We start from the raw sequence: 13,536 nt of genomic DNA, 5'->3' as shown, positions 1-13,536 counted from the left end.
ATTTGTTTCTTCTTCTCACTTTTGGGTGAAAGGAAGAACAAGACCATCGCCGACTTTACTTGCTCTTGTGGCGATTCTTGCGCAGTCTTTTTTTGCGCTTGTGAGTGGACATCTTGTGTCTTTTTTTCTTTTTTCCGTTAGGCATGGCTAGACGTTTTTATTTGTTAGATATGTGGATTTCTGTGGAGAGATTCTTCTCACTTTTTGATGGAGAGAGAGAAAGTCTTTGCAGGCTTGAAAGCCGGGATGTTGTGTTCGGGGATGATGATGGTCGTGTTTTTGGAAATGTTGCGTGCAGTTTTGGTGGCACGTTTCTTGAGGATAAAACTACCAAAGCCGCGAAGATAAACGTTCTCTTCATTTGCCAAGGATTCCTTTACGGTTTCCATGAAAGATTCAACAGTCGCCAAAACGATGTTCTTTTCAATTCCGGTCTTGGAAGAGATTTCTTTTACGATATCTGCCTTAGTCATGATAAAAATGTATGTTTTTTGAATTATAAATATCAAGATTGACCCTTTGAAAGGTTTCCTTTTAAAGTTTCGGAGTGCAAAATTATAGTTTTCAGTTCGTTCTGCGAAATTTCGCGCTCAAAAAATTCATTTTAAGGACATCTTTTCAATTCTTCGTTGATGACGACCTCCTTCGAAGGGGGTGGAAAGGAAGGTTTCGATGATGGGTTCGGCGAGAGTCGGAGTGGTGTATCTTCCTGCAAGGACAAGCACGTTGGCATCGTTGTGGAGACGAGTCATCTTGGCTATTTCGGGAATCCAACAGAGGGCGGCGCGAACAGCGGCGTGTTTGTTGAGTGTCATGGAGATGCCTTCTCCGGTGCCGCAGATGGCGATTCCTTTCTCCACTTCGCCGCTCTCGATGCCACGTGCCAAGGCGTGGGCATAGTCGGGATAGTCGCAACTATCGGTGGAAAGAGTGCCATAGTCCTTATAGGGGATGGCATGTTGGTCCAAATAGGTCTTGACAAACTGCTTCAGTTCGAATCCTGCATGGTCGGAAGCGAGTCCGAGGGGTTTCTGTGTCTGTGTCATACCAAACCTCCCAAATATTCTTTCACTTCGCGATAGATGTTCTCTGCGGTGTAGCCGAGTTTCTCGTCAAGCACCTTGTAGGGCGCGCTGAAGCCGAAACTTTCAAGACCGTGAACCTTGCCTTTGTTGCCGACAAGACCTTCAAAAGTGATGGGGAGACCGGCGGTCAAACCGAAGATGGGGAAGTCGGTGGGAAGGAGTCTTTCTTGATATTCCTTGGGTTGGCGACGGAAGAGTCCTTCACTCGGGCAACTGACCACGCGGGCTTTGATGCCGTCGTTGGCAAGCAGCGCTGCGGTTTCGGCGAGGGTGCTCACTTCAGAACCGGAGGCGACGAGAACGACATCGGGATTGGCTTCGTGAACCACTTCATAGGCTCCGCGTCTCACGCCGCTTTCGTAGTCCGTGCCGGAGGGCAGGTCTTTGATGTTTTGGCGACTGAAGATGAGGGCGGTCGGCGTCTCCATGTTCTCCATCGCCATGCGCCAGCAGTGGGTGGTGGCGTGCACGTCGCAGGGACGGAAGACGCGAACGCTGTCACGTCCGGAGTGGTTCTTGAGTTTCTCCATGAGGCGGATTTGTGCTTCCTGCTCAACGGGTTCGTGGGTCGGACCGTCTTCGCCAACGCGGAAGGCATCATGTGTCCAGACGAACTTGACGGGGATTTCCATGAGAGCAGCCATGCGGATGGCGGGCTTCATGTAGTCTGAGAAGACAAAGAAGGTTCCCATGGCGGAGATGATGCCGCCGTGGAGCATCATGCCGATGCAGACACAAGCCATGGTGAGTTCCGAAACACCGGCTTGGAGGAAGCCTCCGGCGAAGTTTTCGCGGGTGATTTCGGTGGTGTGGCGGAGGAAACCGTCGGTTTTGTCGGAGTTGCAAAGGTCGGCAGAGGAGACAATCATGTTGGGCACGCAACGAGAGAGAAGTGCCAGGCACTCTGCGGAACCGTTGCGGGTCGGGGAATTGGGTTTCTGCTGAATCTCACCCCAGGGAATTTCGGGAAGCACGCCGTTCATCCAATCGTTGAGTTGTTGGGCTTTTTCGGGGTTTTCCTTTTCCCATTCCTGCTCACGGGCTTGCATCTCTTGGGTAAGCATGCGGAGTTCGGCGAGGCGGGCGTCATACATTTCCCGCACCTCGGGACGAATCACAAACGGATTTTCGGGGTCTGCGCCGAGATTGCGAACCGTGTTGATGTAGGCGTCTCCGCCGAGGGGAGCGCCGTGGGTTTTGCAGTCGTGCTCGTAACTGGAGCCGTCTGCCTTGCGGCATCCCTTGCCCATGACACAGTGTCCGATGATGAGCGTGGGACGATTTTCTTCTTGGTTTGCTTCGGTCAGCGCTTGGCGAATCTGTTCCACGTCGTTGCCGTCAATTTCGATGACGTTCCAGTTCCATGCTCTATATTTCATGGCGGTGTCCTCGGAGATGACCATGCGGGTCTCGGTGGAGAGTTGGATTTCGTTGGCGTCGAAGAACATGATGAGGTTGTTCAGTCCGAGGTGTCCCGCCATGCGTCCTGCGCCTTGGGAAACCTCTTCCTGCACGCCGCCGTCAGAGATGTAGGCATAAATCTTCTCTTCATTGAAACCGGGATTTCCGGTGCGAGCATAGAGTGCCTTGGCAGCGATGGCAGCACCGACGGCGTAGGTGTGTCCCTGTCCGAGCGGTCCGCTGGTGTTTTCGATGCCTCGTTCGGGGCAGCGTTCGGGATGACCGGGCGTGGGAGAGCCCCATTGACGAAAACTCTTCAGATCATCGATGGAATAGTTTCCGATGAGCGCAAGTTGCGCATAGAGCATCGGGGACATGTGTCCGGGGTCGAGATAGAAGCGGTCTCTACAACGCCAGGTGGCATGGTCGGGATCAAAACGGAGGAATTCACTGTAGAGCACATTGATGAAATCTGCTCCGCCCATGGCTCCGCCGGGGTGACCTGATTTTGCGCGTTCTACCATACTTGCCGCCAGCACTCTGATGTTGTCGGCGGCACTGTTCATTAAATCTGTGGAGTGTACCATGACCTATTGTCGTAGTTATCAAATGGGGTGAAAAATTCGCTTTTGAAGGAAGTCGCACGCCGTTTTCTTCGCACGGCGACTTCGTTATTCTATTAAAAACGCTGCAAAAGTAATAAAAACTGCTTGCTTGCACAAGATTTTTGAGTCTGCTGAGGAGAAATAAGGGCTTTATTTTTGGTATAGGGGTATTCTATAAATTACGGGATAAGGAACGATCACAAGAAAGTGCTTACGTTTTCAACCTAATTTATAGAACACCCCATTCTACTCTTTTTCCACTCTTCTTTTTGTCGCTCACCCTTCTCGTTCACCGAAGATGGCACTGCCGATGCGGACAAGTGTGGCACGCTCTTCAATGGCGATGGGATAGTCTCCGGACATGCCCCAGGAGCGTTGGCAGAAGGAGGGTTCATCTGCAAAAAAGCGGGTTTTGACTTCGTCAAAGAAGACGGAGGCTTCGTGAAAATCTTGACGAATGCGCGCTTCTTCATCGGTGTGACTCGCCATGCACATCAGACCGGTGAGTCGCACGTTCCGGAGTTCGCGCCACGCTCCTTCTTCAAGCATGGCAAGGCACTCTGCTTTCGTGAAGCCAAACTTGGTTTCCTCTGCGGCAAGATGAAGTTCCAAGAGACAGTCGATGACTCTTCCCACCTTGCGCCCCTGTTTGTCAATTTCGCAGAGCAGTTTGAAACTGTCAACGGCGTGGATGAGACGGATGAAGGGCGCAATGTATTTCACCTTGTTGGGCTGGAGATGACCAATGAAATGCCACTCGATGTCATCGGGCAGCGCGGTTTGTTTTTCGCGCAGTTCCTGCACACGGCTTTCTCCGAAGATGCGCTGCCCTTGGTCGTAGGCTTCGCGAATGAGTTCAGCAGGATGAAACTTGGAAACAGCCACGAGTTGGACGCCTTCAGGAAGGGTGTCCCGGACCTCAGTGAGATGAATCATGGTTTCGTTCAGTTTTCGGCGGGTTTGTAGTGGAAGATGTCCATAATCAATGTTTCGGCGAGGGAGGCAATGCTGTAGTCCATAGCAATGCCTTTCATGGCTGCTTCGAGCTTCTGAAGCGCATCGGGGAGGTCGGCTGCTTGAACGAGAATGTTTTGGGTGGTTTTCTTCTCTTTTCCGGACTTCTCGTCGAGCACGATGAAAACAAGTTTGGCACGGAAGAAGCGGTCTGCTTTCTCTTCGGAACTTTCAATGATTTCAGCGTAGCGGGCACGCTTGATGTCGCTGACTTCAAAGATGCCGGTCATGTAGGGCGTGATTTCTTCAATGATTCTGCGCTCTGCCTCGGTGAAGTTGAGGGCATCAACCAAGTAGGGTTCATTGACTTTCTTCACGGCGCCGTTTTCAAGCGTCTTTTCATATTTCACTTTGCATTCAAACCAAAGATTGTTCATGATGATTGGAATTTTGAGATTTTTGGGTTATTATGATTCTATGTTTTTGCGGGAATTATGCGGGAGTGGAGGGAGGTGCGGGAGTGGAGGGAGGTGTAGATTTGAAGACTTTATGCTTTAGGGGTGTTCTAAAAATTAGGTTGAGTTGATTTTTGATTTCTTAGAGATGAACTTTTGTCAGTTGAGGAAGGAGCATAGCGGGCTATGCGACTGACGAAACTTACAAAAGGGCGCGCTAAGAAACGAAAAGCGACCAAAACGTAAGCACTTTCTTTTGAACGTTCCTTATCCCGTAATTTTTAGAACACCCCTATATCGTTTCGGCTGTTCAAAACTTTGACCTGTCCCTTTCGGCGCGTGAAACTGCCGTAGTTCACAGCATGGGCGGTGCAAACGTGATAGCAGGCGAGGCAGTGGGTGCAGTGGTTTCCCCAGTGCGGCAGGCGGTCGGCATTTTCCAGCGAGATGTTCTGCAAAGGACAAACTTGGGCACACGCGCCGCAGTGTTTGCACCGTGCCTCATCGACTCGGAAGCGGGAAGGAGAAATGAGGAAACGATTGAAGAGCGGACGAAGCACGTAAGTCTTCAGTCCCGGCAGAGCCCCCGGAATGAGGTCGGCAGCAGTGGAACGTCCTTCGTGTTCAACGACTTGAATCACCTCTTCAAGTCTGGTCTTCCATGTCTTCTCTTTGGCTTGCTCCACTTCTGCGCTGTCGGTGTCAAAACCGGGAAGACAGACGTAGGTGTTTCTCATTCTGAGCGAGAAAACGGCGTGAAGCCCCCACCCTGCTTTCTGCAGCGTCCTTCGCAACAGGACGTCGGTGCGTCCGATGTCATCGCCGCAGGTGAGCACGGCATAGACATAGCGCGGAGCGGTGACGCCGGACAGACGCTTCAAAAACTGCTCCACCACCCGGGGAAGTCCCCAAGCATAGACGGGAAAAACAAAACCGACCTTGTCGTCGCACATATTCTCCAACGAAACGCGGGTCATGTCGGCGAGACGTTCACCGAGAGCAGTGCTCAGCGAGCGGGCGATGCGGAAAGAATTACCTGTGCCGGAGAAATAGAAAATCATGTTTGAGTGTCAAGGAAGTGGGATTTATTTTTACATGCCACACATTATTATATATATAAGGGACGGAACCGGGGGTTCCCTCTCTCACAACTTTGCCACATGCACGAGGCAGTCCTTGAAGACGCGCTCGGCTTCTTCGACGGGGCGGCGGAAAAGTCCGTAGATGGTGCTGCCACTACCGCTCATGGCGGCGTAGGCGGCGCCCATGTCGAGGAGGGTTTGTTTGATGGCTGCAAGTTCGGGATGGGCAGCAAAGACGGGTTCTTCAAAGTCGTTGGTGACGGTGTCGCACCAAGTTTCAATGGGTTGCGAGAGGGCTTCGCGAAGTCCGAACTCGCGACGACGAGGCGTCACTCCGCGATAAGCCTCAGCGGTGGAGACGGACACGGAGGGTTTGACCAACAAAATCCACATTCCCTTCAGCGAAACAGGACTCGGCTCGAGTTGGTCACCGATGCCGGTGGCGAAAGCGGGCTTGTTCCTCACGAAGAAAGCGCAGTCGGCACCGAAACGGCTCATGCGTTGTTCCATGTCGTCGGGCGAAAGTCCGAGGTCGTAGAGTTCGTTCAGGGCAGTCATGGTAAACGCCGCATCGCTGCTCCCTCCGCCGAGTCCTGCACCGGTCGGCAGGTTCTTCGTCAAAACGATGTCGGTGGCAGGCAGGGAGAACTCTTCTCTCATGGCGCGATAGACTTTCATGACGAGATTGTCCTCTTTCGCCCCCTCGATGCGTCGCCCGCTGAGGGTAAAGATTCCTTCGATGGCACTGTCGCGCTCCACCTTCCCTCCGGTCATGACGGGTGTCAGTTCAAGCGCGTCACACCAGGGCACGGGATAGAACAGAGTTTCGAGGTCATGAAAGCCATCGGGGCGCTTTGCCACCACGTGCAGTCCGACATTGATTTTGCAGTTGGGGAGGGTGAGCATGGTTTGAGACGTGTGCTATAAACTTATTGGAATAAGGAGTGTTCAAAAGAAAGTGTTTACGTTTTCAACCTATTTTTTAGAACACCCCTTAACGACATAGGAATCATCAGCCGCGAAAATCCTTTCGCAAGTGTAATTCGACCGCAAAATTAGTATTTGTTTTTGAGATATGCCCCACCCTGCCCCTTCTCGCTTGCTGCTGCGAAGCGAAAATGAAGCATCAGAAGCACAGAAAATACGGCAGATAATTAACAATGCAAGCATCTCAGACGGCGCTGCTGTTAATTTTGAAAAAAAACGAGGGGACGTAAACCCAAGGTTTGAAGTGTCATTGCGACGGAAATCGTACTTTTGCGGCGGATTTGACGCTGAGGAGGGCATCGGCTGTCTCTGCGTTTTTGTCTGCCTCCGCAAATCCTGCCAGTGACATATCATTTGAATATATAAATCATTTGAATACATAAATCTCAAAACAACCGTAACACATAAAACTTTTCACCATGAAACGAACTCTGCTGATTCTTTCCGCTTTCGTTCTCACTCTGACACCTGCCACTTTCACGGCAACGGCAGCCTCCGTTCCCGTGGCAGGAAACGTTGATCTGACCGTGGCTGCCGAGCGTGCCGTGAATTCTGTGGTCTATATCAAAGCCGTGACCAACAGCCGCATGCAAACCGTGCCCTATCGTGACCCATTCGAAGACTTCTTCGGATTCGGAGACTTCTTCGGACGCGGAGGAGGCACTCGGGAAAGAAAAATCGAAACACCCAAACGCACCGGCACAGGCTCCGGCGTCATTCTCACCGCTGACGGATACATCGTCACCAACAACCACGTCGTTGAAAACGCCGACGAACTCACCGTGAAACTCAACGACAACCAAGAGTACAAAGCACGCATCATCGGCACCGACGCCACCACCGACCTCGCACTCATCAAAGTCGAAGCCAAAAACCTCTCACCCATCACCGTCGGAAGTTCGGATAAACTGAAACTTGGAGAATGGGTGCTCGCCATCGGTAATCCCTTCAGCCTCACCTCCACCGTCACCGCCGGCATCGTCAGCGCCAAAGCGCGCACCCTCGGTGCCAAAGCGGGAAGCATCGAAAGTTTCATCCAGACGGACGCTGCCATCAACCCCGGAAACTCGGGAGGAGCATTGGTCAATGCAGAAGGCGAACTGGTCGGAATCAACACAATGATTATGTCCCAGACCGGCTCCTACAGCGGCTACGGTTTTGCCATCCCAACTTCCATCATGAACAAGGTGATTGAAGACCTCAAAACCTACGGCACCGTGCAGCGTGCCCTCATCGGCATCCGAGGAACCGAAGTGAGAAACCAGATTGACGCCGAAAAAGAACAAGGACGCACACCGGACTACGGCACAGTCAATGGCATCTACGTCACCGAAGTCACCGCCGACGGTGCTGCCGAGGAAGCCGGACTCCGCAAAGGGGACGTCATCACCGCCATCGACGGAAAGGAAATCCAGAAATTCGGCGAACTCCAAGAGTCCATCGTGAACCACCGCCCCGGAGACAAAGTGAAAGTGACCTATCTCCGCGACAAGAAGGAACACACCGTCACCCTCACGCTGAGAAACGCACAGGGAACAACCACAGCACTCAAAAACCTCGACACGGAAGCCATGGGAGCCGCCCTGCGTCCGCTGACTGACAAAGAAAAAGAAGAACTCAACCTTTCTTCCGGTCTCCTCATCACCGCCATCCGCGACGGTAAGTTCAAGGAAGCCGGACTGACCAAGGGACTCATCATCGTCAAAATCAACGACCGCGAGATGAAGACCGTCGAGGACTTCGAAGACGTCGTGAAACAAGCGAACCTCAGCTCCGAACGCGTGCTCTGGATTCGTGCCAAAACACTCAGCGGCATCACACGCTCTTTCGCCGTCGAACTCTCCGACCCCGAAACGAAGAACTCAAAGTGAGACGACACGACGCGATGAAAGATTTCGCTTGAAACATACAGTGTTTTCTCTACTTGAAACATACAGTTTTTCTTCGCTGCCTCCAAGCCCGCCCGGGTTTGGGGGCAGTTGTTTTTCTGTAGAATAACTTATGGAATAAGGAGCGTTCAAGAGAGAGTGTCAAATGACTGCCACTTGGCTTCTTTCGCTTCCATTTTGAGGCGCATCGAAGAGGTTTGGGCGAAAAACGAAGCGAGGTTGGCGCGAAAAGATTAACTTTGCGGTCGAAATGTATCGACAGACGTTCCATAGCATCACCCTATTTCTTGCATTTCTCTCCTTCTGCATCCTGACTTCCTGCTCCAGCAAGAAGTTCCTGGCAAAGGGAGAGACGGTTCTGTCGGAAATCAAACTCACCTCCGCAGAGAAGAATTTTCCTGCGAAACACTATTCTCCCTACGTTCGTCAACAGCCCAACACGAAGTGGTTCTCTCTCTGGAAAGTGCCGCTTGGTCTCTACTGCCTTTCTTCTGCCGACTCAGTCAAAGCAAAGAAAGGCGTTTCGCGTTTCTGGCGGAGAATGGGCGAAGCACCCGTGGTCTATGACAAGGCTCTGACGGCACTCTCCGCCCAAAACCTGACGCGTGCCATGCGAAATGACGGCTATCTCCACGCTCGCACCGACACGGTGGTCGTCAGAAAGAAACACAAGACGAAGGTGGAATATCAGTTGACACCGGGCGAACCTTTCTACGTGGAGCATCTGCACTACGTCTTCACCAATCCCGCCCACCGAGAGGCTTTCCGCCAGGACTCCGCACAGACGCTGCTGCGCCGCGGAATGCGCTTGAACCTGAACCGTCTCGCAGAGGAACGCAACAGAATCGTGAAAGCACTGGGCGACCGAGGATTCTACGGAATCCACGATGGGTTCGTCACCTTCGACATTGACACGCTGAGAGGCAGTCGCGGCGTGGCACTGACGTTGGTTTGCGAAGTACCGATGGGAACCGACAGCGTCCGAAGCACCACGGTGCAACATCTGCGCGAAGTGAGGATTTGGGAAGACATCTCGCCCGAAACGCCGGAGCGGGATTCTACCACCTACCGCGGACTGACGCTCTTCAGCAGCGGGAAGCAACGACTGAAAAGCCGCCTCTACGCTTCCCACATCAATCTGCAAAAGGGCGACACGATGCGCGCCTCGGCTGTGAGAAACTCCTATGCCAACCTTTCCACACTCCCTGCCATCGCCCACGCCACCTTCAAAATCTCGCCCGTGCCGACCGACAGCAGTGCGCTGGACTGCGACATCCGAGTCGAACGAAAGAAGCCTAACATGGTGGGACTGGAACTCGAAGGAACCAACACGGCGGGCGACCTCGGCGCGGCAGCGTCGCTGACCTTCTCCAACCGAAACATGTTCCGCGGCTCGGAACTGCTCTCGCTGAAACTGAGAGGAGCATTTGAAGCCATCACGGGCTTGGAGGGCTATGCCAACGAAAACTTCATCGAATGGAGCGCGGAGGCTTCGCTGCGCTTCCCGACACTGCTCGCTCCATTCGTCAAATATCGCATTCACAAAGCCTTGAAAGCGGAGTCAGAAGCAAAACTCATGTATGACTCCCAAGACCGACCCGAGTTTCACCGCCGCGTGCTCACCGCTTCCTGGGGTTACAAATGGCTCAAGACGGCAGACTCGCGACTGCAACACAAATTGGACCTGCTCTCCGTGGACTATGTCTATATGCCCTGGATTTCGGGAACGTTCCGCAACCAATATCTCGAAGGTGACGACCCGCACTACGCCGTCCTGCGCTACAGTTACGAGAACCTCTTCATCATGAAGATAGGCTATAACTTCCTCTACAACTCCATGCGCAACGCTGCCGACCGACCGAGCGGACTCTACCAAACCAACGGATTTCAGTTGAAAGGCGGCGTCGAAGCGGCGGGAAATCTCCTCTACGCCGCCATGCGACTCTCGGGAAAGGAGCGCGATGCGCAAGGATGCTACAATTTCTTGGGAATCAATTTCTCACAATACGTCAAATTTGACCTCGACTTCGTCAAAAGTTTCCGACTGAACTCCCGAAACTCCTTCGCCTTCCACGCCGCCTTCGGACTGGGACTGCCCTACGGCAACTCAAACATTCTGCCCTACGAGAAACGCTACTTCTCGGGCGGCGCAAACAGTGTCCGAGGATGGAGCGTGCGCGAACTTGGTCCGGGGTCCTACAGCGGACAAGGTGGCAGAGTGGACTTCATCAACCAAACGGGCAACCTCAAACTGGACCTCAGCGCAGAGTGGCGCACCTTCCTTTTCTGGAAACTCCACGGCGCATTCTTCATTGACGCGGGCAACATCTGGAACACTCGCTCCTACGCCGGCATGGAGGACGGACTCTTCCACTGGAACACGTTCTACCGACAGATTGCCGTCTCCTACGGCTTGGGACTTCGCCTGAACTTTGACTATTTCATCCTGCGCTTCGACGGCGGCATGAAGGCGGTGAACCCCGCCGAACTTCACGGACGAGGACACTATCCGCTGATTCATCCGCAAATGAAACGTGACTTCACCTTCCACTTCGCCGTCGGACTGCCGTTCTGAGACACCGACGCCGACGAAGAGACCCCCCTTAACGAACAGATTCTTTCATGGAATATATTTCCTTCGGTTCCGGAAGTTCCGGAAATTCGGCTTATCTGATTCATGAGAACTTCGGCATCCTGCTTGATGCCGGGCTGAGTTTCAGAACCACCAAACGATTCTTCTCAAACTATGGACTGACACTCTCCTGCCTCCAAGCCATCCTGCTGACGCATGACCACACGGACCACTCCAAGAGCGTCGGAGCCATCAGCGAGGCGTTCCAAGTGCCGGTCTATGCCACCGCCGCCGTCCACGACTCGGTCGCCGTGAACCACCACATCTGCAAAAAAGTGCCTGCTGCACAACGGAAAGAATTTGAAAAGGGAGACTGCTTCAAACTCGGACCTTTCCGCATCACCGTCATCCACGTGCCACACGACAGCGCAGACAACAACGGCTTCTGCATCGAAACGGAAGACAAATGTGTCGTGCTCCTCACGGACATCGGACACTTCACCGACGAAATGGCTCCTTTCATCGAACGGGCTACTCACCTCATCGTGGAGGCTAACTATGACCCGGAGATGCTGCGAGTAGGTCCCTACCCCGCCCGACTGAAACACCGAATCACGAGTCCCAAGGGACACTCGGCAAACACGGAAACGGCGGACTTCGTGGCAAAACACGCCAACCCGTCTCTCTTGAAACAGGTGTGGCTCTGCCACCTCAGCGCAGAGAACAACCTGCCGGAACTGGCGCGGCGCATCGTCTCCGAATCACTCTCCGAAAAGGGCTTCAACACAAAAGTGGACACGCTGCCGCGACGTGAACCGACCCCGCTTTTTGAACTCTGACGCTCGTCGGGGCGGAATTTCATCATTGCCACCGTTCCCGCCGATTCCGTCGACGGGCAAGCCAAAGCCAAAGCCAAAGCCAATCTAAATCTTTTTTCACCGTGAACTACGACTATCTCATTGTGGGTGCCGGGCTCTTCGGCTCCGTCTTCGCTCATCTGATGAAACAGCAAGGCAAACGATGCCTGGTCATCGACAAACGTCCGCACGTCGGGGGAAACACTTATTCTCCCTGCATCCGAGGCATTCACCGTCATGACTACGGCGCTCACATCTTCCACACCTCCGACCCCGAGGTGATTGACTTCGTCTGCCAACACGCCCACTTCAACCGCTACACCAACTCGCCCATTGCCATCCACCGCGGTAAACTCTTCAACCTGCCGTTCAACATGAACACCTTCCACCAAATGTGGGGCGTCAAAACGCCTGCCGAAGCGCAAGCCATGTTGGAAGAACAACGCCGAGAAGCACGCGCCGAACTGCAACGACTCGGACTCAGCCAACCGCAGAACTTGGAGCAACAGGCACTCCTGCTGGTCGGAAAGGACATCTACCACACACTCATCAAAGGCTACACCGAAAAGCAGTGGGGCTGCACCGCCAACACCCTGCCGCCGGAAATCATCCGACGACTGCCCGTGAGGTTCGTGTTTGACAACAACTACTTCAACGACTCCTTCCAAGGCATCCCCGAGGGAGGCTACAACGTGCTGACGGACTCCCTGCTCAACGGCATTGAGGTCAGACTTTCCGAAGACTTCTTTGAAGGGCGCGAGGAATGGATGAAAGTGGCGAAGAAAGTGGTCTTCAGCGGTCCCATCGACCGTTTCTTTGACTACTGCTTCGGACACCTTCCCTACCGCTCCCTGCGCTTTGAACATCTCGAAGTGGAGGAGAGCAACTTCCAAGGCAACGCAGTCGTGAACTACACGGAAGCCGACGTGCCCTACACCCGCATCATTGAACACAAACACTTCGAGAGTTTCGGCGAAGATGTCTATCGCCTGCCCCACACGCTCATCACAAAAGAATATCCCGCAGCATGGACGCCCGGCGCAGAACCTTTCTACCCCATCAACACACCGGAGGCAAACGCCTGTCACGAACGCTACAAACAACTCGCCGCGCAACAAGACCGCGTCATCTTCGGCGGACGACTCGCGGACTATCGCTACTATGACATGGCACCGACCATCCGCTGTGCCCTTGACGCCGCACGCAAAGAAGCGCAATGACGAGAACACTCTTTTAAGATATACTTTAAGATATACTCCTTATTTATATATACTCCTTATTTATATATATACGCATGAAACGCTACTGTCAAACCCTTGACCTGCGCGAAGACCCGGAACTGATTCGCCAATACCGTGAACTCCACAGTCCGCAAGGCATCTGGCCGGAGATTCTGCAGGGCATCCGTGACGCCGGAGTCCAAGAAATGGAAATCTGGCTGCGAGGAACACGCCTCTTCATGATTGTCGAACTGCCCGACGACGCAGACTTCGACGAGGTCATGGCGAAAATGGGAACCATGCCCCGACAAACCGAATGGGAAGCACTCACCGCCAAATTCCAACAAGCCGCCGAAAATGCCTCATCTGCCGAGAAGTGGCAACGCATGGAACAAATCTTCCGACTCTACTAACTTCTCAGAACACCCC

Annotated in this window: 12 protein-coding genes; 5 read left to right on the top strand and 7 right to left on the bottom strand. The window is 53.3% G+C overall.

All coding sequences use genetic code 11. The features are described from left to right. Nucleotides 1-197: 197 nt before the first annotated feature. The 7 genes from I6E40_RS01570 to ispE form a co-directional block, all read right to left on the bottom strand. Nucleotides 198-473 (bottom strand): HU family DNA-binding protein, encoded by a 276-nt coding sequence (locus tag I6E40_RS01570; protein ID WP_235385095.1) that lies wholly within the window; start codon nt 471-473, stop codon nt 198-200. 126 nt (nt 474-599) lie between these two features. Continuing rightward, the gene (gene rpiB, locus I6E40_RS01565; protein ID WP_235385094.1) at nt 600-1,046 is read right to left on the bottom strand and encodes a ribose 5-phosphate isomerase B; all 447 of its coding nucleotides are present in this window, start codon (nt 1,044-1,046) and stop codon (nt 600-602) included. Next, complete coding sequence (locus tag I6E40_RS01560) at nt 1,043-3,073, bottom strand: transketolase family protein (RefSeq protein WP_235385093.1); 2,031 nt, start codon at nt 3,071-3,073, stop codon at nt 1,043-1,045. The genes rpiB and I6E40_RS01560 overlap by 4 nt, the downstream gene beginning before the upstream one ends. A 294-nt stretch (nt 3,074-3,367) precedes the next feature. Then, a complete protein-coding gene (locus I6E40_RS01555) occupies nt 3,368-4,039 on the bottom strand; it encodes a YggS family pyridoxal phosphate-dependent enzyme (RefSeq protein ID WP_410897021.1) in 672 nt (223 codons plus the stop codon). Continuing rightward, nucleotides 4,036-4,482, bottom strand: a complete 447-nt coding sequence (locus I6E40_RS01550; protein ID WP_262910820.1) for a DUF4494 domain-containing protein — start codon at nt 4,480-4,482, stop codon at nt 4,036-4,038. Before I6E40_RS01550 ends, I6E40_RS01555 begins: the two co-directional genes overlap by 4 nt. A 299-nt stretch (nt 4,483-4,781) precedes the next feature. After that, the gene (locus I6E40_RS01545) at nt 4,782-5,561 is read right to left on the bottom strand and encodes an EFR1 family ferrodoxin (protein WP_235385091.1); all 780 of its coding nucleotides are present in this window, start codon (nt 5,559-5,561) and stop codon (nt 4,782-4,784) included. 84 nt (nt 5,562-5,645) lie between these two features. After that, entirely contained in the window at nt 5,646-6,488 is an 843-nt protein-coding gene (ispE, locus tag I6E40_RS01540; RefSeq protein WP_235385090.1) for a 4-(cytidine 5'-diphospho)-2-C-methyl-D-erythritol kinase, read from the bottom strand. Between the two features lie 500 nt (nt 6,489-6,988). Between ispE and I6E40_RS01535 the strand changes: the two genes are divergently transcribed. From I6E40_RS01535 to I6E40_RS01515, 5 genes are all read left to right on the top strand, one after another. Continuing rightward, nucleotides 6,989-8,440 carry a Do family serine endopeptidase gene (locus I6E40_RS01535; protein WP_235385089.1) on the top strand — a complete coding sequence of 484 codons (1,452 nt, stop codon included), beginning with the start codon at nt 6,989-6,991 and terminating at the stop codon, nt 8,438-8,440. A gap of 268 nt (nt 8,441-8,708) precedes the next feature. Beyond that, nucleotides 8,709-11,033: a BamA/TamA family outer membrane protein gene (locus tag I6E40_RS01530; protein WP_235385088.1), complete on the top strand. Its 2,325-nt coding sequence runs from the start codon at nt 8,709-8,711 to the stop codon at nt 11,031-11,033. 47 nt (nt 11,034-11,080) lie between these two features. Beyond that, on the top strand, nt 11,081-11,869 hold the full coding sequence (locus I6E40_RS01525; protein ID WP_235385087.1) for an MBL fold metallo-hydrolase: 789 nt from the start codon (nt 11,081-11,083) through the stop codon (nt 11,867-11,869). 101 nt (nt 11,870-11,970) lie between these two features. After that, a complete protein-coding gene (glf, locus tag I6E40_RS01520) occupies nt 11,971-13,107 on the top strand; it encodes a UDP-galactopyranose mutase (protein ID WP_235385086.1) in 1,137 nt (378 codons plus the stop codon). Between the two features lie 74 nt (nt 13,108-13,181). Continuing rightward, complete coding sequence (locus I6E40_RS01515) at nt 13,182-13,520, top strand: L-rhamnose mutarotase (RefSeq protein WP_235385085.1); 339 nt, start codon at nt 13,182-13,184, stop codon at nt 13,518-13,520. Nucleotides 13,521-13,536 lie beyond the last annotated feature (16 nt).

It is taken from the genome of Prevotellamassilia timonensis (assembly GCF_021531665.1).
Lineage (GTDB): Bacteria > Bacteroidota > Bacteroidia > Bacteroidales > Bacteroidaceae > Alloprevotella.
Note: the sequence above shows the minus strand (reverse complement) of the source record. Positions and strands in the feature narration are given on the sequence as shown.